General features: G+C 53.8%; 23 protein-coding genes. 7 read left to right on the top strand and 16 right to left on the bottom strand.

The window, feature by feature from the left end; genetic code table 11:
- Positions 1-728 (top strand): phospholipase D family protein (locus VFO10_RS11925; protein WP_325140344.1); only part of this gene is annotated, 728 nt, incomplete at its 5' end.
- A gap of 2 nt (positions 729-730) precedes the next feature.
- On the opposite strand, the gene VFO10_RS11920 is transcribed toward VFO10_RS11925, so the two are convergent.
- Both VFO10_RS11920 and VFO10_RS11915 read right to left on the bottom strand, forming a co-directional pair.
- Positions 731-1,723: an aldo/keto reductase gene (locus tag VFO10_RS11920; protein WP_325140342.1), complete on the bottom strand. Its 993-nt coding sequence runs from the start codon at positions 1,721-1,723 to the stop codon at positions 731-733.
- Positions 1,724-1,745: 22 nt separating this feature from the next.
- Positions 1,746-3,137: an aldehyde dehydrogenase family protein gene (locus VFO10_RS11915; RefSeq protein WP_325140339.1), complete on the bottom strand. Its 1,392-nt coding sequence runs from the start codon at positions 3,135-3,137 to the stop codon at positions 1,746-1,748.
- Positions 3,138-3,270: 133 nt separating this feature from the next.
- Here VFO10_RS11915 and VFO10_RS11910 point away from each other — a divergent pair, with 133 nt between their 5' ends.
- Positions 3,271-4,305, top strand: a complete 1,035-nt coding sequence (locus tag VFO10_RS11910; RefSeq protein WP_325140337.1) for a Crp/Fnr family transcriptional regulator — start codon at positions 3,271-3,273, stop codon at positions 4,303-4,305.
- Positions 4,306-4,494: 189 nt separating this feature from the next.
- Here VFO10_RS11910 and VFO10_RS11905 read toward each other — a convergent pair whose 3' ends face one another.
- The 11 genes from VFO10_RS11905 to VFO10_RS11855 form a co-directional block, all read right to left on the bottom strand.
- On the bottom strand, positions 4,495-4,827 hold the full coding sequence (locus tag VFO10_RS11905) for a hypothetical protein (protein WP_325140335.1): 333 nt from the start codon (positions 4,825-4,827) through the stop codon (positions 4,495-4,497).
- Positions 4,827-5,594, bottom strand: coding sequence for a hypothetical protein (locus VFO10_RS11900; RefSeq protein ID WP_325140333.1), 768 nt, complete (start codon positions 5,592-5,594; stop codon positions 4,827-4,829). The genes VFO10_RS11905 and VFO10_RS11900 overlap by 1 nt, the downstream gene beginning before the upstream one ends.
- Before the next feature lie 297 nt (positions 5,595-5,891).
- The gene (locus tag VFO10_RS11895) at positions 5,892-6,170 is read right to left on the bottom strand and encodes a hypothetical protein (protein ID WP_325140330.1); all 279 of its coding nucleotides are present in this window, start codon (positions 6,168-6,170) and stop codon (positions 5,892-5,894) included.
- Between the two features lie 110 nt (positions 6,171-6,280).
- Positions 6,281-7,318 (bottom strand): carbohydrate ABC transporter permease, encoded by a 1,038-nt coding sequence (locus VFO10_RS11890; protein WP_325140328.1) that lies wholly within the window; start codon positions 7,316-7,318, stop codon positions 6,281-6,283.
- A 2-nt stretch (positions 7,319-7,320) separates the two neighbouring features.
- The gene (locus VFO10_RS11885; protein ID WP_325140326.1) at positions 7,321-8,619 is read right to left on the bottom strand and encodes a sugar ABC transporter permease; all 1,299 of its coding nucleotides are present in this window, start codon (positions 8,617-8,619) and stop codon (positions 7,321-7,323) included.
- Positions 8,620-8,647: 28 nt separating this feature from the next.
- On the bottom strand, positions 8,648-9,910 hold the full coding sequence (locus tag VFO10_RS11880) for a sugar ABC transporter substrate-binding protein (RefSeq protein ID WP_325140324.1): 1,263 nt from the start codon (positions 9,908-9,910) through the stop codon (positions 8,648-8,650).
- Positions 9,907-12,099, bottom strand: coding sequence for a glycoside hydrolase family 15 protein (locus tag VFO10_RS11875; protein WP_325140322.1), 2,193 nt, complete (start codon positions 12,097-12,099; stop codon positions 9,907-9,909). Before VFO10_RS11875 ends, VFO10_RS11880 begins: the two co-directional genes overlap by 4 nt.
- A gap of 47 nt (positions 12,100-12,146) precedes the next feature.
- Positions 12,147-13,277 (bottom strand): sn-glycerol-3-phosphate ABC transporter ATP-binding protein UgpC, encoded by a 1,131-nt coding sequence (locus VFO10_RS11870; protein ID WP_325140320.1) that lies wholly within the window; start codon positions 13,275-13,277, stop codon positions 12,147-12,149.
- 92 nt (positions 13,278-13,369) lie between these two features.
- The gene (gene hexR, locus VFO10_RS11865; RefSeq protein WP_349259364.1) at positions 13,370-14,230 is read right to left on the bottom strand and encodes a transcriptional regulator HexR; all 861 of its coding nucleotides are present in this window, start codon (positions 14,228-14,230) and stop codon (positions 13,370-13,372) included.
- Positions 14,231-14,488: 258 nt separating this feature from the next.
- Positions 14,489-17,320: a 7TM diverse intracellular signaling domain-containing protein gene (locus VFO10_RS11860; RefSeq protein WP_325140317.1), complete on the bottom strand. Its 2,832-nt coding sequence runs from the start codon at positions 17,318-17,320 to the stop codon at positions 14,489-14,491.
- A gap of 210 nt (positions 17,321-17,530) precedes the next feature.
- Positions 17,531-18,313, bottom strand: a complete 783-nt coding sequence (locus VFO10_RS11855; protein ID WP_325140315.1) for a hypothetical protein — start codon at positions 18,311-18,313, stop codon at positions 17,531-17,533.
- A gap of 288 nt (positions 18,314-18,601) precedes the next feature.
- Between VFO10_RS11855 and VFO10_RS11850 the strand changes: the two genes are divergently transcribed.
- Together VFO10_RS11850 and VFO10_RS11845 are read left to right on the top strand one after the other, a co-directional pair.
- Complete coding sequence (locus VFO10_RS11850; protein WP_325140313.1) at positions 18,602-19,339, top strand: DUF2092 domain-containing protein; 738 nt, start codon at positions 18,602-18,604, stop codon at positions 19,337-19,339.
- Positions 19,340-19,363: 24 nt separating this feature from the next.
- On the top strand, positions 19,364-19,684 hold the full coding sequence (locus VFO10_RS11845; protein ID WP_325140311.1) for a hypothetical protein: 321 nt from the start codon (positions 19,364-19,366) through the stop codon (positions 19,682-19,684).
- A 156-nt stretch (positions 19,685-19,840) separates the two neighbouring features.
- On the opposite strand, the gene VFO10_RS11840 is transcribed toward VFO10_RS11845, so the two are convergent.
- The gene (locus tag VFO10_RS11840) at positions 19,841-20,539 is read right to left on the bottom strand and encodes a class I SAM-dependent methyltransferase (protein ID WP_325140309.1); all 699 of its coding nucleotides are present in this window, start codon (positions 20,537-20,539) and stop codon (positions 19,841-19,843) included.
- 320 nt (positions 20,540-20,859) lie between these two features.
- Here VFO10_RS11840 and VFO10_RS11835 point away from each other — a divergent pair, with 320 nt between their 5' ends.
- Both VFO10_RS11835 and VFO10_RS11830 read left to right on the top strand, forming a co-directional pair.
- A complete protein-coding gene (locus VFO10_RS11835) occupies positions 20,860-21,675 on the top strand; it encodes a hypothetical protein (RefSeq protein WP_325140308.1) in 816 nt (271 codons plus the stop codon).
- Positions 21,672-22,076: a hypothetical protein gene (locus VFO10_RS11830; protein ID WP_325140306.1), complete on the top strand. Its 405-nt coding sequence runs from the start codon at positions 21,672-21,674 to the stop codon at positions 22,074-22,076. The genes VFO10_RS11835 and VFO10_RS11830 overlap by 4 nt, the downstream gene beginning before the upstream one ends.
- Here VFO10_RS11830 and VFO10_RS31420 read toward each other — a convergent pair.
- On the bottom strand, positions 22,015-22,143 hold the full coding sequence (locus VFO10_RS31420) for a hypothetical protein (RefSeq protein ID WP_414697025.1): 129 nt from the start codon (positions 22,141-22,143) through the stop codon (positions 22,015-22,017). The two genes, VFO10_RS11830 and VFO10_RS31420, sit on opposite strands and share 62 nt — an antisense overlap.
- Here VFO10_RS31420 and VFO10_RS11825 point away from each other — a divergent pair.
- Positions 22,084-22,293, top strand: a complete 210-nt coding sequence (locus tag VFO10_RS11825) for a hypothetical protein (RefSeq protein ID WP_325140304.1) — start codon at positions 22,084-22,086, stop codon at positions 22,291-22,293. The two genes, VFO10_RS31420 and VFO10_RS11825, sit on opposite strands and share 60 nt — an antisense overlap.
- Before the next feature lie 182 nt (positions 22,294-22,475).
- On the opposite strand, the gene VFO10_RS11820 is transcribed toward VFO10_RS11825, so the two are convergent.
- Positions 22,476-23,201, bottom strand: a complete 726-nt coding sequence (locus tag VFO10_RS11820) for a hypothetical protein (RefSeq protein WP_325140302.1) — start codon at positions 23,199-23,201, stop codon at positions 22,476-22,478.
- Positions 23,202-23,348: the final 147 nt, after the last annotated feature.

The raw sequence follows: 23,348 nt of genomic DNA, 5'->3' as shown, positions 1-23,348 counted from the left end.
TTCCCCGCATCATGGCCGCGGAGCGCAGCATTGATCTTTACGGTCCCATGGCCTTCAACTGGCCTTTGGCGATGGCCCTGAAAGAAGCCATGGCGCGTGGCGTTAAAGTCCGCGTGATCCTGGATCAGAAAAATGCGCAGCGGGCCCTTGGGAATGCGCTCCTTCCCTATATGCTCGTCACCGCGCCCCGTCGTCTGCCGAGCGGACAGGAGACGCTTGAGCTTTTGGATGACACCGGCAAGGTCATCAAGGAAGGCGATCTGCCGATTCGCTGGTTTCTGCCTTTCCGTCCAGCCAAACAATTTGCCAGCAAGGATCGCAGCGATCTGATGCAGGAACTTCACGCCACCACGATCATCATTGATGGCCGCCTCGCGCTCTTTGGAAGCGCCAGCCTTGATTCCTTGACCTGGGGCACGGGACTGCGTGAATATTCGATGTGGGTGGATGATCCGGCGCTGGCCTCGGAATCGGCAAGGCAGTTCGATCGACTGTGGAATCATCCATTTCTGACTGTCAGCCACAGGGTATGGCTTGGTGAACAGGAGCCTTCCAAAGAAGTAACCGCGGGGCGCGCTGTTGAATCCATACTGCAGGGCGGGAAAACGCTTCCCGACCGCGAGTCGATGAAGGCGAACCTTGCCGCGGAAGCCGACCGCAGTCGGCTATTGGTTCCGGGAAAAGTCCTGCAGGACGACAAAGGCCGCCCGCAGTGTCGTAAGCTTTGATTTCACATCGGCGCATTGGGATCTATGGGCTTATTTTGCAGAATGCCTTCGATCACATCCATGACCTTATCATCCATGCGGTCCTGCAGATCGGTGGCCTTCAGTGTTTCCATCAGCTGCTCGGGACGGGATGCGCCCAGGATCACAGAGCTGACGTTTTTATTCTTCAGACAGAAAACAATCGCCATCTGCGACATGCTCATGCCGAGTTCCCGCGTGAGTTTTTCCAGCTCCCGCACCTTCATGATCCGCATCTGGCCTTCCGGTGATTCCAATTCCCCGCGCAGCCATTCATAGCCTTTGAGCGTCATCCGCGATTCGGGCGGAATCCCCAGGTTATATTTTCCGCTCAGAATGCCCGAGGCCAAAGGCGACCAGATCGTCGAGCCATAGCCAAGCTCCGAGAACACGCGGGCATATTCCGCCTCAAAACGTTCACGATGGAACATGTTGTACTGGGGCTGCTCCATCGAGGGTGGCGTCAGATGAAACTCACGCGCGAGCCCATGCGCTTCAAAAATCTGCTGCGCGCTCCATTCCGAAGTTCCCCAGTAAAGAACCTTGCCCTGCATGATCAGCTCATGCATGGCCCTTACGGTTTCCTCCACCGGCGTCGTGGGATCAGGACGGTGGCAGTAATAAAGATCAAGATAATCGACGCCCAGACGTTTCAAAGCCGCATCACAGGCATCGCGCACATGCTTGCGACTCAGGCCGCGCTGCGTGGCTCTTTGCCCGCCCCAAAAAACCTTCGAAGAGACGATATAGGTATCCCGGCCCCACTGCGTATCCCGCAGCACCTTGCCCATGATGACTTCCGCCTGGCCGTTGGCATAGGCTTCGGCGTTATCGAAAAAATTGACGCCGGCATCATAGGCCACGGTCATCAGATGTTTGGCCTTATCGTAATCCACCTGATTGTGAAAGGTCACCCAGGAACCCAGGGACAATTCACTGACTTTGAGTCCGGCTTTTCCCAATCGACGATACTGCATAGAGTGTTTTCCTTGTGAAGCTTCAAAGTGTGTACGGCGATTTTATGATCACCAATTTTTCACGGCTTAATTCCATCATGCTGGGCAGGATGCCGCCGACGCCCAGGCCCGATTCCTTGCGTCCTCCGAAAGGCATCCAATCAGCTCGAAATGCCGTGTGGTCATTGACCAGAACCGTGGCGGCCTCGACCCTTTGCACGAACTGCAGGGCCTTCGCCATATTCTGGGTGAATATGGATGCCTGAAATGCAAAGCGACTGTGATTGATGCGATCCATGCAGGCCTCAAAATCTTCATAAGCGTAAAGGCCCATGCCGGGACCAAAGAGTTCGTCCTTATAATAGGACACCGACTCCGGAGCGCCTTCAATCAGGGTCGGCTGCACGCAGTTGGCATTGATCCGCTCGCCGCCGATCAGAAGCTTGCCGCCGCGGCTGGTGGCCTCTTCGATCCAGCGCATGACGCGATCGGCCTCTTCACTGCGAATCAAGGGACCGACATCGGTCGCCGGATCCAAAGGATCACCCGTTTTTAATTTTTTTATGCCGGCCAGCAGTTTCTCACGCACTTCATCCAGTTTTTGCCTCGGAACAAAAACGTTCTGAACGGAAACGCAGACCTGGCCCGCGTGATAATAGCCACCTTTGATCATCAGCGGAATGGCGCTCCCAAGATCCGCGTCCTCGGCCAGAACCAAGGGGGCTGTCCCGCCATGCTCCAAAAGTGCAATGGACCCGGGCGCCAGTTGCCGCCGCAATTTCCAGCCGACCGTGGCGGAACCGATGAAGGACAAGACGGCGATCCGCGGGTCCGCGGCCAGCTTTTCCGTGAGGGCTTCTTCGATGAGAAGCAGCTGACACCAGCCATCCGGCAAACCGCAGGTTTTAAGGAGTCTCACAAAGCGCTGACAGGTGAGCGGGGTCTTCATGGAAGGTTTGATCAGAACCGGGCAGCCCACGGCCAAAGCGGGCACCACCTGATGCACGATCAGATTCAAGGGATGATTGAAGGCGCTGACCGCCAGCACCAAACCCCGCGGTTCCCGACGGGTCATGGCCCAGCGTTCCTGTGTGGCGGCCGTTAAACCCATGGGGACTTCCGTGCCGTGCCATTGATAAAGAGCGGCTATCGTGGATTGAATGGATTGAACGGCGCGTTTGGCTTCGACCCGTGCATCCTGCAAGGGTTTGCCGCCTTCCATGGCGATCAGCTTCGCATAGTCTTCCGTTTCCTTCTCCAGGGCCACGGCGAGGCTTTGCAGAAACAGAAGGCGCTGGTCCTTGGGCCAGCTCTGTGGGGCCTGGCTCAGGCGGTGGCCGGCGGCGACACGCTCCAGGACATCGGCTTCCTGATCATAGGGAAACGTGGCCAGGACCTTTTGATCGAAGGGGGACCGTACGCTGCATTCTTTCATAAGGAGGCTCCTTTCCTGGGCGCTTCAGCCCGTAGAATAGGTTCGTCCCTCCGTCTCTTGCAATATGTTAGCCTGGCGTCGATCGCCCGAGGATTTTTTGCTAAGATGGATCCATGCCAATGAGGAAAATAAGATGGATGAACTCGTCAGCTATAAGCCAGGTGATTTGATTTTCAAGCAGGGTGATGAAAGCAAGTCCATGCTGATGATCAAGGAAGGCAGCGTGGAAGTTTACAAGGACACTCCGCAGGGCGAAGTGATCCTGACTGTGCAGAACGCGGGTGAAGTGGTGGGCGTTCTCAGCTTTTTCAGTCACGGCCGGCGTCTGGCTTCAGCGCGGGCGCGCACGCATGTCGAAGGCCAGCTGATCGAGCGCAAGGATGGGGCCGCTGATCCCCTGGCGAAGCTCCCGAAGTGGGTGCAGATCGTCCTCAAGGAATTTTCCCAGCGTCTGAATCAGATGAACGATCAGTTCGCGAAGACGATTCATGAGAAAAATGATCTGATGGTGCATGTGCTCGATCCCCTGCTGATTTCCACGCAGGTGGCCGATTGCCTCGCCGAACTCGGTCGTTTCAAGGCGAAAAAATTCCCCGATGGCCGCGATATGATTTTTCTCGATGAAATGATCTCTTTGATCGAAAGCTGCCTCGGCTATGAGCGCGAACAGCTGAATCGGGTGCTGGATGTCTTTAAAAACAGCGGTTTGATGAAGGTCGAGATCGAGCAGGACCATGGCAAGGAAGTCATGGCTCTGACCGGCGCCATGCGTTTGAAATGGTACTCCGAATTTGTGCACAGCGCCAAAGCCGGCAAGACCCGCCGCCTTGTGCAGGCCTCGATACCCTTCAAACAGCGGCGTGTGCTCTTCGGCCTCAGCACCTATGTGCAGAAGTCGGGCGGTGATATCACGAAAAACTTCAGCATCGACCTTGCTCTGCTGGCGGAAAAATTCGAACCGCTCGTCAAGGTCCCCTTGGATCAAAACAGCATTGAAGCCGCGGCCAAACTGGGGCTTCTGGAGCTGAAGAAATCCGGTGAGAAGACGACGCTCACCTTTCATCCGACGATGATGACCCGCACTTTGATTGCGATCAATACGATCAAAAGGCTCCGGTCCGATCCCAATGCGGATTTCGAAGCCGACGAGGAAAAACAGGCGTCGTGACGGCTGGTTTGGAATTCCCGTTTGACTTCGGCCTTTTGCTCGCTTTTAATGGCTTTATCGCTAAAGAAAGACGATAGCCGGAAGGATGGAAGGCCAAGGTCTTCTTATGATCCCAAGGTTGAGGTTTGATCTCTTGGTTTTGTGGGCCTGCTGAACGCAGGCCCAAGTTTTTTGTGGGATTCGCGGCCCTCAGCAGTGCGGGGCGGTGGAAATCTGACACTCGCGGGACAGGATCTCGATATTTTTTTGATAGAGAGTGATCTCTCCCTCTGGCGTAGCCTGCACCTCGTAGACGCCATATCCTGGCAGATAGATGCTGGTGACGAAACCTTCTTCGAGCAACTTTGTGATTCTGGCCATGTCTTCACTGCAGAGCACCAGTGTTGTGACCTGATGCTGCTCATTCTCCACGAATTCAAAGGACTGAACCATGATGAGAATGCCGGTTTCGCCGTTTCGGGCGAGGCCCGGGCTTGCTGTGAACCACAGAGTGGCCATCACTGCATAAATGGCTGCGCGCATTAACTGACTCCTGTGAGGGATGCTCGGTCATATGTGTTGACCATAATGTCAATAAAGACGGGTATGGCTCCCTGGTTCTGCGAGGCTTCCTTCAGACGATCGCTTTTTTTGGCGAACTCGCTGACGAGTTCGATCAGCTCTTTGTAGGCCGAGAGGCTGAGCGAGGCCGAAAGGTGCACAAGACGCGCGAACTGGGAACCAACGAGGGACTTGTCGTAGTAGTCAGCATCCTTCTTGATCTGATGCAGGATATCGTCGGCGTTCATGATGAACGATCCGCGGGACGGATGGCTCACCTTGTTGTTGCGATCTTCAAAGAGGAACTTGTCCTCCAGCATTTCATCGAGCGCTGTGACTCCGCGTTCCCCGAGGATGCGAAAGATATCCTTTCGGGTGGTGCCGTGCGCGGTGAGCGCCATCTTCAAGATGTAATTGTGCGGGTCTTTAAAGCGGTACATGCGCAGCTTGAAGTGATCAAGCGCGGGTTCCTCGATCGGCTGGCTCTGGGCCTCTTTCAGGAGAGCGCCGAGGGCCGGATAATGGGTTTGCAGGAACTGCAGGCGTTGCGCTTGCGGCATCACCACCAGAATCAGGGAAAGTATGGTTTCATCCCGCACATCGTTCGCCTCGTTCTGCAAAATCCGGCGGATCGTGGAATAGCTCACGCCGGTTTTGTTCGAGATCGATTGGATGCTCAGATTTTTATGATTGTCCAAATAGCTGGCGAGCGCTGTTTGAAGCTCCGCCAAAAGCGTTTTGGATGCCATCGCAACGACTCCTTTTACGGGGTGCGAAACCGACCTTCGGCAAAGATCCTGGATAAAAACCTGCAGCGGTTGGGCTTGCGGTTCGCATCAGACAGGAACATTCCATTTAAACTTTGCTCAATTAAAACAATCCAGGTCGTCTTTGTCACGCGAAAATTTATGGATCTGAAGTGGCAGCATTCTAACAAAGGGTGCGAGCGGAGTTCACGGTTTCCGGGAGCAAGTCAAAATTAAGAAAGGCACCTTGAGCAGCAAAGCCGTAAGGCTTCGCGCGCGGTGCCTTCTTTCATCTTTGTATTAAGGGCGGAAGGAGGGATTGTCCCGCATTTTCTTCAGCATCTGAAAGTGATCCATAAGCAAAGCTTCAGGATCGAAGTAACGGGCTGGCTGCAGGTAGGCGTTCATCACCGCCGCGCCTTTGCCACTGGTGTGGCCTGAAAAATCGTGCAGGCAGTGGCCGAGTTCATGGTAGACCATGACCTTCAAGGTGATTTCATCCATCACTGTGCTGCCCACCTTGGTGGCATCGGCCGCGGCCTGCAGCGGCTTCATCAGCTGGATGGAGATCTGAAGCACAGTGTCGATGTGACAATGAAAGAATCACAAACTCATGAAATGAAAAAGACTTATCCATAATTTTTGCTTATGGATAAGCCGCGCGTAAGTAGTGTTCTTGATGTAAGGCCTTAACCCTTCACCGAGCCCACGGTCAGACCGGAAACCACATACTTGGAGGAGTAAAGGAAGAGCGCCATACTCGGAAGCGCAATCACCACCGAACCAGCCGCGAAAAGACCCCAGCGGGCATCGTAGCTGCCGCTGAATTCCATCAGTCCCAGAGTCCAAGGACGCAGGGCCACGTCATCAATCAGGGTCGATGCGAGCAGGAATTCACTCCAGGCATAGGTGAAGGCGAAAAGGAATGCGATCGCCAGGGCCGGTGTCGAGAGAGGCAAGAGGATACGGAAGAAGGCGGAAGCCGCCGTGCAGCCGTCCACGCGTGCGGCTTCTTCCAAGCTCTTCGGCACTGTTTCGAAATATCCTTTCAAAACCATGATCGAGAAAGGCAGAGTCGTCACCGACATCGCGATGACGAGGCCGGCGTAAGTATTGCCGAGGTTAAGACTCTTGATCACGAGGTAAACAGGAATGATCATAAGAGGCCCAGGAATCATCTGCGTCATGAACATAAAGCCGGACGCAAAACGCTTCCCCGGGAAATCAAAGCGCGCAAACGCATAGGCCGCGGTCGCCGCCAGGAACACCCCGATCAAAGACGCCGAGATCGAAATGATCAAGCTGTTATAGATCCACTGTAGGAAGAGATAACGCGTGAATAGATCGGTATAGTTCGAGTACCAGGCGCGTTCACCGACCTGAGCTGACGCTTCATCGAGTTCAGCAAAGGGATCATCCGCCGCTGCGGGCGCTGCACTTTCAGCAGGCGCTACAGTCTCCGCAGGTTTTTCGGTCTTGGGGGAACGAATCGCGTCGATCAAATCCTTAGGCAAAATCGCATCGGTGATGAACTTCACATAGTCACCGGCCGTCGCTTCCCCGCGCGGAGGAAAGCTTTGATGCGCCGAAGAAGCGACCGTATCGGTATTGCGGAAGGAAATGGCCACCACCCGGAAGATCGGAAAGGTGGAAATCGCGCAGGCGATCAGGAGAATCGCATGCACAAGGGCCAGTTTAGGAACAGAACTGGTGGCGATACGGCTCATGATTAAACCCTCGAAGAGCTAAAATTGGTGCCCGGAACCAAAGAATCATCTTTTTCCTTCAGCTTCGTGCGGGGTTTGGCGTCCTCGGGTTTCTTGTCACTGGTCATCTTGAGTTGGAGCCAGGTCAGGATACAGAGGATGGCAAAGATAACGAACGAATAGGCCGCGGCGAAACCATAACGGTAATAGGTGAAGCTCTGCTTGAAGAGGTCAGTCACAAGAATATCAGCCCCTTCATAGCGCCCGCCGTCGGTCATCAGATAAATCACGTTCAAATTGTTGAATGTCCAGATCGCGCCCAAAAGCGAGGCGGGGACAAGGACAGGCTTCAAAAGAGGCATCGTGATATGACGGAAGCGGGACAGAGTCCCAGCCCCATCAATTTCCGCCGCTTCATAAACACTCTTGGGAATCGACTGCAGCGCTCCCAAGGAGTTGATCATCATAAACGGAATACCGAGCCAGATGTTTACAATACAAGCCGCGGCGAAGAGCGCCGAGGGATCGGTAAACCAGCTGCGCGTGGTAAAGCCGATCCAGGTCAAAGGCTCATAGAGTTTGCCGGCGATTTCAAAGGAAATCAGCTGATTGGTCACATTGATGAACTGGTTGATAAAGCCGACGCTCTCATTGAAATCAGACCGCCAGACCAGAACCGCGATCACCTGCGGAATCACCCAGGGAAGAGTCAGAATCGTGCGGTAAAGGCCCATGCCGCGCATGCCGGGAGTGTTGAGGCAAAGCGCAAGGCCGAGACCAAGACCGACGTGGAAGACCACGTTCACAAGAGTCCAAAGGATGGTGCGACCGAGCACCACGACAAAGGATTGACCTGTGGCGCGGTCCCGGAAGACTTCAAAGTAATTATCGAGGCCGAAGGTCCCGGCGAGCGGGGCCTCGCCTTTTTGAATCCAGTCGGCAAAAGTTTTCAGACTCAGATCATGAAACGAAAGATAGAATTCATAGAGCAAGGGGTAAAGGAAAAGAAGGGCGATACCTACGGCCGCCGGAGCCAGAAAGTAGGAGGCGGCCACGTAGCGGCCCTTCAGGCGATACTTGAAGTAGAGGGCGATCAGAATGGGCAGCACGGTGGCAAAGGCCGCCGTCATCCATGAGGCGCCTGCGGCTTTGAAGAAAACCCCAAGGCTGAAGCCGAACAGGATTTTGATCGGCAGATAGAGCTTATAGCTCCACACCTTGTAGTTGATCAGCATGTATCCGAACGCGGCCCCCAGAAGGAGCAGCAGGATCGTGCCGAGCTTGAGTAGCTCCAGGATTGCAGGCATCATTGATAAGTTCATTCTGTTTCCCCCTGCTTCTCAGCCGTCTTCAGCCAGCCTTGGCGGACGATGCATTCTCAGACTTTTTCGCGGGCTCGGCCTGAATGCCTTTCAAAGCTTCATCCGCTGCTTTTTGTCCCGTCTTCACAGCCTGAGCCACGGTTTCCTTGCCCGACAGAGCGCGCTGAACCATGATGCGCATGCCGTCCCAGGCTGCACGCATTTCCACTTGGGGTGGCATGGGGTAAGCGTTCGCTGCGGCTTGGGCCGAAGCATTCAGAACCGCGTTGGTTTTCACGCTGGCGTCGCCACGGGCTTCGATGGTGGCAGGAATCTTGTTCAGTTTGGAAGCCACGCGCTGCTGCACCTGCTTGCTGGTCAGGTACTGCAGGAATTTTTTGGTCGCTGCGAGTTTTTTGTCCTTGGTGCTGGCGTTCACGTAGAGGAAGAGGCCGCCGAGCATAGGAGCCATGGGCTTGCCGGTTTCTGTGATGACGGGCAGAGGCGCGATGCCGAGCTTGTTCCCGAGTTTCTCGGTATAGGTCGAGAGTTCCCAGTCACCGTTGATGTGGAAGAGGGCATTGCCGCCGAGGAACATGGACTTCGCACAGTCGTAGTTACATTCCTTGGGAAGGATCTTTTCCTTGTCTTTCAGATCAACCAGGAACTGCAGGGCTTTCTGCATTTCAGGCGTGTCGATCGTAACTTTCACGTCCTTGCCGTTCACTTTCAAAGCATGGCCGCCGAAACCGTGGAAGAAGCTGGCGAACCAGAAAGGTTCCGATTGGAAGAAGGCGAGGCCGTACTTGTTTTGCTTTTCGTTGGTGAAGGCCTTGGCCTGGGCGATCAGGTCTTTGGTATCGGCAGGGGCATTCTTCACGAGGTCTTTGTTATAATAAAGGATCAGGTGGTTGCCTTCGTTCAAAGGCACGCCCCAGGTCTTGCCTTCCAGACGAACCATGTCCAGGGTCTTGGGAGCGAAAAGCTTTTCATCAACCATGCCGTCGACAGGCTGAATCACACCCGCAGTGGCGAACACGCCGGCGATGTCGTTCGGTCCAAAGACGATATCCGCACCGTCACCCGTTACGGACGAACGCAGAAACTTGGTGCGCAGTTCTTCGTTTTCATAATGCTGGCGCACGACCTGGATATCAGGGTTGGCTTTTTGAAACACGGCAATCCACTTGTCGATTTCAGCCGCTGTATCGGGAGGGCTCTGCTCCCAGAAATTCAGCTTCACAGGAGCCGCTTGGGCGCCGGCTGACAGGGCGAAGAAGGCGAGGGCGCTAGGAATGAGAGTCCGCTTCATGAGTACACCTCTTTCGGAAGTTGTTGTATAGCCAGAGCAAACATGGCATGCGACCAGGTCAGAGGCATCACCCAGGATGGGCGACCGGTTTTCGGATCCACCTGCTCCGGCAATTGACCCTCTGCAGGTACGTGCTGCAGAGTCCATTGCCAGGCAGTTTTCGCCGCCTGCCATTGTTTTTCCTTAGGTCCACTTTCATCATCATGTTTGTACGCGGCGGCCAAGGCCAGCCAGATCGTGGTCAGGATCCAGGCATTGCCATCGCGATAATGATCCGCCTCGTAACGACCCAGGCCACCCGCCTCGGCGCGCCACAGCCTTTGCATGACGGCATCGAGCAGATCATTGTAGGCCGCGCGATGTTTTTTGAGATCCAGGACTTCATATGGATAAACCGCAGCGACCTGCGAAATATCCACGACGTAATCCTGCTCCAAAGAATAGATCGGCCGGCCTGCTGCCGAACGATGCATGCGCAGGGACTCGCCCTGATTTTCAATCGCGCTTCTTTGATAAGGCGAAACGCGGCGCAGAAGGGTGCGCGCGAAGCGATCCTTCTTCACAAAGCGTTCGGAGTTGCAGAGTGTGATGAGTTCCTTGGCCCGGGTTTCCCACGCGGCGGGAACGGTCCACTTCATATAGGAATAAAGATCAATGGCCGCCTTCAGACCGGCAGCCAGGGCCGCGACGCTATAATAATGGACGCCTTCGCGCTCTTCCCAAAGGTCAAAGCCCGGAATCGGCAGCTCGGGATCCAAAGGATGGCGGCTTCGCGTCATCCAATCGGCGGCTTTCTCAACCATCGTTTTCAATTCTTCGGCCAGCGCTTTATTTTCCGCCAGCTTCACATGCTGCCAAAGTCCAAAGACGACGCTCGCGGTTTCATCGGGCTGCAAAAGCCCCCAGCTCGAACCGAGGTTGCCGTCCATATCATGCCGATGCAGAAAGCTGCCGTCGGCGCTTTGGCATTTTTGCATGTAGCGATAGAAATGCGCGGACTCTTCGTACATCCCGCAGATATCCATCGCATAGGAAATGAATCCAGCATCCCGACCCCAGCAGTAGGCATAGCCTCCGCAGTGAGTCAGATCATAATGGAATTCAGGAGCCGCGATGATGCCGCCGGTCGGATCCTGCATCTGCTTCAGGGTCAGAAGCGTGCGTTGATATTGCTTCTGCTGCGGAGCGGGTACAAAAGAAGGCGCCTGCTTCAAGCCGCGCAACCATTTTTGATCGCTTTCCCGCACCGAACGCAGCGTGCCTTCGAGTGGAGCCATCGGCTCCAGCAGCTGGTCCAAATTCTTTGTTAAGCGGAAACGCAATTCAAAAGTCCCGTCCAGGGGTGCATGCCAGGCGATGATGCCATCGGTGCGTCCCAAAGCGGCCAGGGAATTGGGTTCCAGTGGCAGCCACGAGGAAGCACTTTTCTGGACTCCTGCATAAGACATGCCCACCAGTTCATCGCGGGTCCAGATACTGCGCAGGACGTCAGCGAAACGCCTCGCTGTACGTGCTTGATGCTGCCATGTGCCGCACTCGGCAAAGGCTGTGGGCAGAGTTTTGTCACCCTGGAAGGCCTGCAGCGAAAAGCAGACAGGTCCGCGGTACGAGGCAAGGGCGCAGGCCGGCTCGTAAAAAAGAGTCGACTGCATCTGATGACCGGCGCCGATTTCCGATTCGAGCCAGTAGATCAGGTAAGCTTCATAGTGCTGAGGATTCAATCCGGAAAGCTGCCACGATTCGCGCAGGGCATCACCGGATACGCAGGCCTGGATGCGAAGGGTCAGGGAAAGGTCACCGGTACTTTTAAATTCCTGCTGATAAATATCCGCATCATGCTCCAAAAGACTCGATGCCTGCTGCCATTCGCTCACCATAACTTTGGGACGAATCTGCTGACCGAGGCCCTCAGCCTGCTCCTGCCAGATCCTGGTGACTTCTGGATCGCCACCTGGAAAGGCCAGAACATGCAGGCGCGGCTGCATATCCTGAAGGGTTTTAGGCCGCACGACAAGGGCGGCATGCAGACGTTTGGTAATCAGGTGCAGCGCATCGCGCTTCGGACCGAAGAATATGCTGGGGCGTGCTCCGGCGGTCGATTCACCCGAGAATTTCAGGTCGGCGCTGGGATCCAGATTGGTTCCGTAGCCGCAGAGCAAATGATCACGAGCAAGCGTCAAGCGAAGCATGAATATCCTCTTGGATTGTCAGTTTTGATGAAGAACGAAGCATCCCCTCAGGGGGCCACGGGCTCCACGCGTCGTCCCAGTTCATCGGCTGCGAACCAATGCAGGGCATGGCGATCCAAGGTGCAGGGCAGTTTGTCTCCGCGCTTGGCCTGGCTGATGATTTCCAGCCTTTGCGGGTTGGCGCTGCGGATAATCAGCTGGTGACCCGAGGCTTCACCGACCATGTGAACCTCATGACCGTGCGGTTCGCGCAGGATCATTTCCACAGTAAGGTCGACCGTACCGCTGGCCTCACGACCTGTTCGGGCGAGGACCTTGATCGCCTCGGGACGCAGACCGAGGGTATAAGGACCAGGATCCTTGGGACAGGGGGCATCACTCAGGTCGAAGCTGAGCGCGCCCGAGGTAAAGGTGCGTTTGCCGCCTGCAAAACTCAGCGTTCCGTCCAGAAGATTGATGGTCGGACTGCCGATGAAGGAGGCCACGAACTTGTTGGCTGGTTTATGATAGAGTTCGAGCGGAGCGCCCATCTGCTGGATATCGCCGCCGTTCAGCACCACGATGCGATCGGCCAGGGTCATGGCTTCGACCTGATCGTGAGTCACGTAAACGGATGTAGCGCCGATTTTCTGGTGCAGATCCGCGAGTTCGATGCGGGTCTGCGAACGGAGTTTTGCATCCAGGTTGGACAAAGGCTCGTCGAAGAGAAAGAGTTTGGCGCGACGCACGATCGCACGGCCGATGGCCACACGCTGGCGCTGTCCACCGGACAGCTGCGAAGGGCGGCGATCCAGGTAGCTTTCGATTTTCAGGATGCGCGCGGCGCGCTCGATTTCCTGTTCGATCTGGTCTTTCGGAGTTTTTCTCATCTTCAGACCGAAGGCCAGGTTTTCGCGCACGGTCATGTGGGGATAAAGAGCGTAATCCTGGAACACCATCGCGATATCGCGATCACGCGGCTGCAGTTCGGTGACCTCGCGGCCCGCGATCTCAATTTCGCCCTGCGTGGCCTCTTCAAGCCCTGCAATCGTCCGAAGGAGCGTGGACTTGCCACAACCCGATGGGCCGACCAGAACCAAAAATTCCCGCTCTTTGACTTCCAGGTTGATGTTGTTCAGAACCCGGACTTTGTTGTCGTAGAGTTTGCTCAGATTGGTAATTTTAAGTTGTGTTTGCACAATAGCTCCCCCTTGATCCCACACAAACAACATTTTGCTGACAAGGTGTCCAGTTAAAGTCACGCTCTCAGCAAATTTTCACCACACGATTGTTATTCCGTGCGGGACTCGTCTTTGATGAAACGCGTGGCCTTCAAGGAGTTCTTGATCTTCTTCAGATGCTCCACGAAATCCGGACCGCGCTTCAAAGTCACGCCTGTGGCCAGCACGTCGATGATGGTCAGATGCACCAAACGCGAGATGGCCGGTGTGTAGACGTCCGTGTCCTCGGAGGTCTCCACCGCCAGCACTATACTGCTATGCTGCGCTAAAGGCGAGTTGGGCATCGTGATGCTGATCACCGTCGCACCGGCTTCCCGAGCGAGTTTGGCGGCTTCAACGGTAGCGATCGTACGGCCGGTATAAGAGATCATCACAATGACATCGCCACGTCCGGCCGAAGCCGCAGACATGCGTTGCACCATCACATCGGTATAGGCAACCACGGGAGTATTCAGGCGAAAAAATTTGTGCTGGGCGTCGAGGGCGACCGAAGCCGAAGCACCGAGTCCATAGAATTCAATCTTGCGGGCACCAGCGAGGGCGTCGATGGCGCGTCCAAGCGTGTCGTAATCGAGATTGCTCTTGGCATCTTCGAGGGCAGCCATCGTCATCTCGAAAATCTTCACGGAGAAATCGCGAACCGAATCGTTGGCTTCAACGTTCGAATTCACATAAGGGGTGCCGTTGGCCAGGCTTTGGGCCACGCGCAGTTTAAAATCAGGAAACCCGGTGCAATCCAGACTGCGGCAAAAGCGGTTCACCGTCGGCTCGCTGACATCAGCCGTTCGGGCCAGGGCCGCGATGCTGGAACGGATGGTTGCATTCGGATCAGCTAACACCACATCTGCAACCTTAAGCTCAGACTTACTCAAAAATGGTCTCGTCTTTTGGATTTTCTGCAGAATGTTAATGGCAGACTCCTCTTGCTAAGAATGACTCGCATACGGTGTAAGTTGGCGTTAAATAACCACGGAAACTTCCCGCTGACAAGCGTTTATCTTTTTAGGCCAGATCAAGGTAAAATGCAGCTCTTCTCTTGTGTAGCTTCCTGAGCGATACCACGTCAAAGAGGTGTATTTATTCAATTATGCGAAATAATTGAGAAATAAATAGGTAAGTTATGTCGGCATGGCGACACGCGTGAAGGAAAAAAACAACTTTTGGGGCCCTTAGGCGGCCCGGCGCGCATTCTGATACAAGGGCTCTTCGAAAAGATCAAAGGGCAAAGTTATGACAAATTGGAAGGGGCAGTAACCATCGTGTTGCCCCGAGGCCAGCTGAAGGTCAAGGGTGATGTGACCTCCGCAGTCCTCGATAAAGCGGCGGACGGCGCCCATTCCCACACCACGGCCGGAAATTTCCGTCAGTTGATTGGCCGTCGAAAGCCCGGAATCAAAGATCAAAGCTGCAACGTTATGGGGATCCCGCGCCTCGTCCGGAGTCACGATGCCCCGAGCGAGCCCCACCTCGGCGATTCGGGTCAAGTTCAGGCCCCGTCCGTCGTCGCCGTAGCGCAGCACCAAGGTTTCATCCTGCCGCTCCATGGTGATCATCAGGCGACCCTTGGCCGCTTTTCCAGCGTCCACTCGTTCGCGGGCGGATTCCAGACCATGGTCCATGGAATTGCGCAGGATGTGAACAAAGATGTTCCGGAACAGTTCTTCGGCGCGATCCCCAAAAAGGATGCCGCCGGTTTCCACGTCGACGTTCGGGATCTCTTTTTGCAGATCCTTGGCCAGAAGCGGCAGGCAGCCGGACAGGTCCTGGAACACCTCGCGCACGTCTTTAAATATCTTATGGAAGAAGAGGGCCTGAATGTCGCCCACGCTCTCCTGGATGGGCAGCGGCAGGGTCTCACCACGCAAAGCATTGCTGAGCGAGCGATAGAGAGTTTCAATCTGTTCCGTCCTGAACTCAATGACGTGGGTTAAATCCACACCGCGGCCGAGCTTTTCCTTCGCGAGGTTCTCATATACATGGACGATGCGCTGGGCATCAGCGAGGCCAGCCTTCATCTTTTCCACGTCCCAAGGGGTGTTCGGATCCTTCTGCAATAGGGCATAATACTGCTCAATATCGTGGAAGATATGAGCCAGTTTCTTCAGGTAGAGCGAACGGGCCGAGCCTTTGATCGTATGCATGTTGATGAAGAGCAGTTTCAGAATTTCAATATTACGCTTTTGGATGCCCTGTGAACCCACGAGCTTGACGTTTTCCTGGATCAGTTCCCGGCAGGAATTCATGAAGCGAATGAAACGCGGCGTGGGGACGCTCAGGATCTCGCCGATGAATTCCAGCTCCTGCTGCTGATCGCGGCTTTGTTCCTGGAGGCTACGGATTTCCGTCACATCGCGCATGGTCACCAGGATCTTATCCAGCGTTCCGGCCGCTGTTTCAATAGGATTCCAGGTCAATTCAAAAATGTGCGCGTGGCCGCGATCGTCGGTGCGGCGAATTTCCAGCGGCAGGGCATGGGCATTCATCTGGAAATTCAGCACATCCTCGCCCATGGCGGCCTGGATGCAGCTTTCCGCCTGGCTGATTTCGTCGGTATTCAAAGAGCTTCTGGCGAAGATCAAAGAACAGGCCGGCGACGCTTCGAAAATCTGACCGGCAAAGATCGCTTGAATCGACCGCGAATGGTCCTTATGCAGGGTTCCATCGGTCTTGATCATGAAAACACCCAAGGGAATATGTTCCATGATCGAACGAATGTCGCGGGTTTTCTCGTCGACGATGGCTTCGACGTTCTCGATATGTTCCTTCAGGTTATCGTTGGCCTTGTTCAGTTCGGTGTTGAGCTGCGTGATCGCGGCGTGGGATTGTTCCTGCTCAAAGCTGATCTTGTCACCGAGCGCCAGGGAAAGAAGGACGACCTCGATCGCACCGCCCACGAATTGGCTCCAGGCAGTGAAGGTATTATCCGGCAAAAAACCGTAGATGCGTGACATGGTGATCAGACTGCCGACGATGATGAAGAGCCAGGCCGCTGTATAAAAATAAGCCGGCCGATAGCGTCTGAAGCAGCTGGAGACCCCGGCATACACCAGGAGATTCGACAGGATCGCATTGGTGAAGAGAACGAGCGACGAGGACAGGTTAAAATCGAAGACGCTGATGATCATATTGAGAATGGACAGGGAAAACGCGGCATAAATCGCCTTGACGAGACGGGGCGAGGCGCTGCGCAGATCCAGGAAGGGAATGGCGAAAAGGCAGCCGCAGATCCCGGCGATCTCCGCTGCGAAAATGATGCCCTCATGGATCAGAAACGAAGCGAACGGATGATCCGGGAACACATAGCGGCTCATCCCGGTGAAGTGAAACTGGACGAGGCCGAAGCAGACGATGTAGCCCACGTAGACAAAGTAGTAGGGGATGCGCAGCCGGAAACCGATGAAGCTGTTATAGGCGACCATCACGGCGATGAAGCCGAACAGAAGGCCGATCGCAAGAAAGTCATTGCGCATATAACGAGCCAGCGCATCCGGTTCCCAGGCATAGAACTGAAGATTCATGGGGCCATCGGTTTGAATCCGCGCATAGTAGGTATGAAGACCCGGCGTCACCTGCAGCGGAAAGAGTGCATGGCGGAATTCCCGCGCGGGATCCGGCACCCGATCCCCACGTAGCATCAGCTTTTCAGCATGGCCATCCTTCCATTCGAAAAGATCGACCCGGTCCAGATAGGATTGCGCATGCATCAAGGTCAAAGGCCTGGTCTCGTTCAAGCGGTTATCGATCTGAAACTGAATCCAAAAGACATCCTTATTGAAGATAAAGACCCCGCGCCCTGTGACGGCCATCATTTCGCTGTCACGACCGGGAAGATCTTCCACCATGATGCTGCCGTCAGAATCCACAAGATAGGCGGTGTGGGGCAAAAGATCCGCCTTATGGAAAACGGCACCCGCTTCCATGCGCAAGGGGTCTTGCGCGGCACGCAAAGCCGGGGCGCTGAATATCATGATCAGCATCAGCACATGGAGCAATATACTCATTTCGAACCTCGCAGCCTGATTTCCGCACTGAAGATGAGTTCGGCGTCTTGATTATGCAGGTTGTGCAGAAAGGTATTGCTGGTTTACGCAAGAGCAGTAAGGTGAGGGAAAAACTCCTGAAAATAGGCCTTACATTTGCGCAATGAATCGGGGAACGCGCTGAAATTCTACAACCATTGGGAGCGAGCTGTTCGCTTGAGCAGGATATTCTCACGAGCCTGGCGGTTTCTGGTACAGGCGCGATAGACTTTCATTCTGGATGCGGATGAATCCTTTCTGAGATTTATCCAGATCAAGAATCACATAGAGGGTCGATGCGAGCACCAGGGCCAGTAATGATGTCCAAACCCAATGCCTGGAGCGCAGAACACCCAACTGGAAGCCGATCATGCCCATGGCTACTGTTGAGGCAAACACCAGAAGCATGATGATGCTGATTGGGATGGTGTTGGTCAGCTCTATCCGCTGGTTTTCCTCGATGTCGAACACGAGATTGAGCGAGTCGACCATGAGTCCGGTCGTTATGAAACCTGGATATTTTTTACCCAGCTTCGCAGCATGCTGCCAGAGCTCAGTCTGAATCGCCTTCGTAAGTTCCACAGTATCCCGCGTGGATTTCTGCGCGGCGAGATACTCATAGAATGTTCCGCGAGTTTTCGCATATTCCAGCAGGAGCGCGGCCATGGCCTCCTGATCCGGCTGGGCTAAAAATTGAGTCCTGAGAAGGGTAGTGCCGATAGCGTTCGCTTCATCGACGGCCAATTGCTTGCGCCGAGCATAATGACTCTCCGCAAAGCTCACAGAAAATGCCAGGAGAAGTGCGAGCAAAGTTAAAAATGGCCCAATGATAGGCTCGATACCTGCCGTCACCGTATCTTCGGTCCGATCCTGTAAGCGCTGACCCTGTTTAAAACCGAATTCGCACAGTGCCAGGAGGATGGCAAACAGCACGACTATGGGAAAAAGCGTAGACCATTCCAGGATTTTTATCATGTTTCGCTCCAAGGTTTCAGGTGCGGAGAATGTTTGCAGCGAGATTGATGATAATCCTACATTCAAAAATGTAGCTCACTAAAAAAATGAAGCGCGATCATTCGCGACAGTTGGGTCTTTATTTCTGGAACTCTTGCCGGACAGGGTTTTGATAGCATGCGAGCGATGGAATAGGGAAAAGCGCGAGGATAAACACTCCAATTCCCAAAACGATTTTTATCGCGTAGAGATTGGGCAAGACTGCAGTCACCATTGGGAACCAACTCTAGTAAAAATGAGGAATAGATTATGTTAAAGTCTGCCATTGCAAGCGGCTTATTATTGATTCTCTCCACTCAAGGCTATGCGGATGAATCCTCGGAAAAAGCACTCGCTCTCCTTAAGAAAACTACCAACACGCTCCAGTCCGCAAAAACTCTTTCGGTTCGGGCTGTGGCCACGATCGACGAAGTCGAACCCACCGAAGATTTCAAGCTGCAAAGAACTTTCAGTCTTGAGGTCAAATTCGAAAGACCTGGCAAGCTCTATGCGCAGAAAACGGGGGACGAGAATCAGGTCGCATATTTCGACGGAAAAACCTTCACCGTCATCGACCCTATTGGAAAGCGATATGGGCAGATGGCCTTGGAAGGCACTGTCGACGATCTGCTCATGAAGCTGGATGAACTGAATGTCCAGGCTCCTTTGATCGACCTCCTGCTGAGCAATCTTACGGAAGTGGCCCAAAAAAGCGTCCTGAAGGCGAAGTACATTGGAGTCAGCCGGGTTGCAGCTCGGAACTGCGAACATATCGCCTTCCGCACGGCCGTTGCCGACTGGCAGCTCTGGGTGGCTCAGGACGCTCAGGGGTCGATCTGCAAGTCGGTCATCACCACCCGCAGCGTTGCCCAGGCTCCCCAGTATCAGGTTACTTTCGGACAATGGACCTATAACACCAGCATCGAAGAAAACAGCTTCACCTCGAAGATTCCGGCCGGCGCTCAGCAGGTTCCTCTGACTCCCGGGACCTTCCGCCTGGCTCTCTAACAAGAATTCAGTGGAGATACACTCATGAAAAAATCGTTGACTGTGATGGCAGGACTGCTTGCCTTGCCTATTCTTGATTACGCAGGCGCAAGCTTTAAAGTATCCGTGTCCGACACCGCAGAGGCCTATGTCGCGCGCCGGTCGGCTTTCGTTGCCCGGGGTCCTGCCGGAGGGGTCGTCGTCGGTGCACGGCGCACGGCTTTTGCCAGGGGCTATTACGCCTTTCCTGAAACCAGCCCCGACACGTATAACGAGGACAGGACCGAATCCGATAGCAAACGGCCCGAGATCCAGAATTCCGAAGATTCACGAGATTCTTCGAATGCGTCCGAGGAAAAACAATGAAGTAGTATTCGGTCCTACTCACGATCGTTTTAACACAAGCGTCTCACGGGCACGAATCAGAGATGACGTGTGCAAAGGCAGGGGGCGAAGGCTCCCTGCCTCTTGCTTTTCGGTGGCGCATGATAAGATCAGCCTCGATCAACCTGGCAATATCCTCTATGAGCTGACTTTTTTCCCATACCAAGCGCAGATCATAAAAGCCTGAAAAAACCTTATCGGGCAACCAATCCCACTCATTCGGAAGAAATTCTCAGTCTCTGCGGGAGGAACAACCGTTAGAACATCCCTCAATATGATGGGAAGCTTCTCAAGAGATTCCTCAGTCGCACCCATCAGGGTTTGTATTTCTTTCCAGTTTCTTAGCATAGCTGGAAATTCCACTGAATTCATATCGAAACTAATCTCTGCATTAATAAGGTAACCACCTATACGCAAACGGTTAGCCATATTCTGAAAGTAATCCAACCGCTGCCCGTGCGCCACGAAATGAGCGACAAGTATACTCAGCACAGCATCGAAGCGTTCTTGATCAGAAAGATCCTGAATATAACCATGTACAAATTCACAACGGTTTTCCAAACCGGCACCTTTGAGTCTTTCCCGACAGACCTCAAGCATCGCCTGCGAGGGATCCAACCCCAGAAAACGCCACTCTGGAAAATTCCGCGCCAGGGATAAAATCTCTGCACCCGTTCCCACACCCACACAGAGAATACGGGACTGTTTCGGTAGGTCCTTTAAGATCAAACCGATTAGAAAATGAAGAGCGTCTGAAATTTGAGCAAGCTTTTTGTTTCGCTCGTCATAAGTAAGCGCAGCTTCTCCAGCAAAAAAGTCCGGCGGATTCGTGCTCATAAATACCTCTATAGAACTGCCTTGGATTTCACCACTGACACCGCAATCTTAGCATCATATTCGCGACTGAAGTATTGTTCCTTGCAGAGCAGCGATGGTCGCCTTTGAGCGAGCCGTCACTTTCGGACTGGTTTCCGCTGTGTGTAATCCTGGCCAGCAATGCTCCGCTTCTCGAGGTCTCCCTGATTTTTATTGCTGCGCGGATTCCGACGAAATCCGCAGTTCCAACCTGCGAATTTCAGCTTAATTTTCCCACCGTCTTAACAATATATCGTAAAATACCGATAAGGCTTGGGTTTTCATCGTTGAAAGGATGCACCATGCGGCTTGCGTTTCAATTCTTAGCTTGGTTTCTGGCGCTGCTATCACTGCTTGCGGACTCTTATAAGACGGGATCCCGTGCCGTTCCACCTGACTTGACAAATGGCTATATTCTCCCCGAAGGATCTATCCATGAAGTTCGTATAAGTTGTGCGACAACCGCGAATGAACCTTGCTCAGGATTCCGAACCATCACCGACTTATATCTCGACAGTCCAGAAGGCCGCGCTTACCTTATGACATACAATGGCTTTTTAAACAGTCCCTTGCTCGTGGAGTTGCCCGGGATAGAATCGGTATCTCATGACTACTTCGATGAAACAGGTCTACCGAATACCTTCAAATTCGATGCACCCTATGGCAGCCCAAACTGGACTGTAACTCAAGATTGGAAAGACACCGTTGAATTTCCCGAATTTACGATCACTATCGAAATCAAACCGCATGTCTCAGGGGATACGGCTGACAATCAGCACCTCGCCAACTGTCGCATGCTAGGCACCGATCCCCGAACACAGGAATTCTATGTGTTCCGAAATATCGTGATTCGGCCAGGATTCATCAACTATGATCCTGTCTTTGTGCATCAGGAGAATTCTTCAATACCAAACGGCGGAAATTTCCCTTCAATAAATGTCTATGATGGGGACAACGAATTGATTCCAGTCATTCAAAGCTATCAGGCTTTGCTATTTGATAAGGATCGGGTCGTCAAGCGAGTGGAAATACCTGCCAAAGACCGTTCCATCTATATTTGCAGCGAGGACCTGCAAAACTTGGAACAGTCCATCGAATTTACTGTGGTCGAACCATGAAAGCGAGAGACGAGTTCTTTCTCCTTACCATGACCCTGCTCCTCCTGGCCAACGACCACCTCTTCAAACAGTGGTACCCAGGCCTGATCACCGGCAAACTCTCGGACTTCGCCGGTCCCTTCGTTGTCTATCGCCTCCTGCGCGGAATACCCCCGCTCGGCCTGAATCACGGCTGGGCCACCCTCATCAGTCTAGGCTTTGCGATAGCGGTAAAAACATCACAGCCACTGGCCGACCTTGCGGCAAGGTCAACCTGTGGCTGGATATTCTCTCACTGCGGATTTATCGCGGATCCTTGGGATCTCTTGGCCTTCATACCCTTTGTGGTATGGGCCGGAACTATCCGCAACGCATCTTCTGCACATCGAGGACGATGGAAGGCGTGGCAATCGCCGCGATGAAAAAGAGATGGATGCCACTCTCCCGGCCGATTGGAAGGCTCTGGATAAAGATGCTGAGATAGCTGATGAGCAGAAAACCGGAGTCAGAGGCAAGTTGCCAGAATACGATCCATCTTTCTATCCGCAAAAATTGATGAACGTGATGGTTGCGCCCCTACGCATGTGGGCCAATGCCAAGCACTTTTCGCAGTGGCTGGGTCCATCCAGGACGAGCTGAAGGCCTTTGCCGCGATGCGGGCAGGTATGACTCAAGGGTGGAACGATGTGTTTGATAAGCTTGAGACTTATATGAGCCGTCGCACTTAACGAGCCTTTTGACTCCGGGTCTGGACAGCCGGTGCGTCCACCGGCTTTGAACAGGGTTGGGCTAAAAACGTTCTCAGGGTTGATACGGTAACATTACAGCGAGAACATCAGACTCAAGGTCAATTCCTGAGTCGTCAGGGACACGTTTTTTGTCTTGGAATTGGAATCATAAGCCACGCTATCCGTTGCATTCCGAACGGTATGATGGGTCGAGGACTCCAACGTGCCTTTCGTCATGGTATCGGAATACTTGTATTCCGTGACGAGGCTCATGCTGCCGCTTAAAGGCATGCTGAAGCCAAGACCAAGGTCATAGTTCACGACACTGGCCTGGATGGATTCGGATTTCCCACTATAGTCGACCCCGTCGAAGCTAAACGTATAGCCCGTTTCATAGGGCGTGGCTCTCAGCTGGCGCAGGCTCAAGCCGAGGGCACCATAAAACCGGAAGGACTCTGTTTGCACAAAAGTGTATTGCCCAGCCAGCCCTAACGCCAGGATGTCAAACTTAATGCGGGTGCTGAAATATCGGGCAAAATCAAAATCGGATATCAAGGTCAGGCTTTCCCAAGCGTAACTCACGCGAATGCCTTCCACTGTGGTGTTGAGGTGGCCTGTCGATGCATCATTATCCTTCTCGACTTCAATCTCGAGCGGGATCGGTCCCGTGCTGTTGGCCTGGACGGAGTAAGTGCTATATTCAAATCCTTTGGAATGGAGTTTCAGGTTTTGATGCCCGAAGCGGGGTCCAACCGACCAGCCTTCCGCCCAAGCCGAAGAGCTCACAAGCACAAACAAGATCGCAGCAACTAGCTTCATAGTAAGACCCCTTTTTATGGAAATGTGCCATGGATCCTGCAATTGCGCGGCCAAAATCAGCTGGTAAATTTTAATTAACGGGATGTGAAGACGGGAGGTTTAAACTATTTCAGCGGGTAAGTATCGAGCCCAGGCCACCAAGGATAC

The organism is Oligoflexus sp., from assembly GCF_035712445.1.
Classification (GTDB): Bacteria; Bdellovibrionota_B; Oligoflexia; order Oligoflexales; family Oligoflexaceae; genus Oligoflexus.
Note: the sequence above shows the minus strand (reverse complement) of the source record. Positions and strands in the feature narration are given on the sequence as shown.

Bases quoted from the DNA above. Each gene is read 5' to 3' on its own strand.
- VFO10_RS11920 (WP_325140342.1), bottom strand. From the start codon at position 1,723: ATGCAGTATCGTCGATTGGGAAAAGCCGGACTCAAAGTCAGTGAATTG.
- VFO10_RS11915 (WP_325140339.1), bottom strand. From the start codon at position 3,137: ATGAAAGAATGCAGCGTACGGTCCCCCTTCGATCAAAAGGTCCTGGCC.
- VFO10_RS11910 (WP_325140337.1), top strand. From the start codon at position 3,271: ATGGATGAACTCGTCAGCTATAAGCCAGGTGATTTGATTTTCAAGCAG.
- VFO10_RS11905 (WP_325140335.1), bottom strand. From the start codon at position 4,827: ATGCGCGCAGCCATTTATGCAGTGATGGCCACTCTGTGGTTCACAGCA.
- VFO10_RS11900 (WP_325140333.1), bottom strand. From the start codon at position 5,594: ATGGCATCCAAAACGCTTTTGGCGGAGCTTCAAACAGCGCTCGCCAGC.
- VFO10_RS11890 (WP_325140328.1), bottom strand. From the start codon at position 7,318: ATGAGCCGTATCGCCACCAGTTCTGTTCCTAAACTGGCCCTTGTGCAT.
- VFO10_RS11885 (WP_325140326.1), bottom strand. From the start codon at position 8,619: ATGAACTTATCAATGATGCCTGCAATCCTGGAGCTACTCAAGCTCGGC.
- VFO10_RS11880 (WP_325140324.1), bottom strand. From the start codon at position 9,910: ATGAAGCGGACTCTCATTCCTAGCGCCCTCGCCTTCTTCGCCCTGTCA.
- VFO10_RS11875 (WP_325140322.1), bottom strand. From the start codon at position 12,099: ATGCTTCGCTTGACGCTTGCTCGTGATCATTTGCTCTGCGGCTACGGA.
- VFO10_RS11860 (WP_325140317.1), bottom strand. From the start codon at position 17,320: ATGAGTATATTGCTCCATGTGCTGATGCTGATCATGATATTCAGCGCC.
- VFO10_RS11855 (WP_325140315.1), bottom strand. From the start codon at position 18,313: ATGATAAAAATCCTGGAATGGTCTACGCTTTTTCCCATAGTCGTGCTG.
- VFO10_RS11850 (WP_325140313.1), top strand. From the start codon at position 18,602: ATGTTAAAGTCTGCCATTGCAAGCGGCTTATTATTGATTCTCTCCACT.
- VFO10_RS11845 (WP_325140311.1), top strand. From the start codon at position 19,364: ATGAAAAAATCGTTGACTGTGATGGCAGGACTGCTTGCCTTGCCTATT.
- VFO10_RS11840 (WP_325140309.1), bottom strand. From the start codon at position 20,539: ATGAGCACGAATCCGCCGGACTTTTTTGCTGGAGAAGCTGCGCTTACT.
- VFO10_RS11835 (WP_325140308.1), top strand. From the start codon at position 20,860: ATGCGGCTTGCGTTTCAATTCTTAGCTTGGTTTCTGGCGCTGCTATCA.
- VFO10_RS11830 (WP_325140306.1), top strand. From the start codon at position 21,672: ATGAAAGCGAGAGACGAGTTCTTTCTCCTTACCATGACCCTGCTCCTC.
- VFO10_RS11825 (WP_325140304.1), top strand. From the start codon at position 22,084: ATGGATGCCACTCTCCCGGCCGATTGGAAGGCTCTGGATAAAGATGCT.
- VFO10_RS11820 (WP_325140302.1), bottom strand. From the start codon at position 23,201: ATGAAGCTAGTTGCTGCGATCTTGTTTGTGCTTGTGAGCTCTTCGGCT.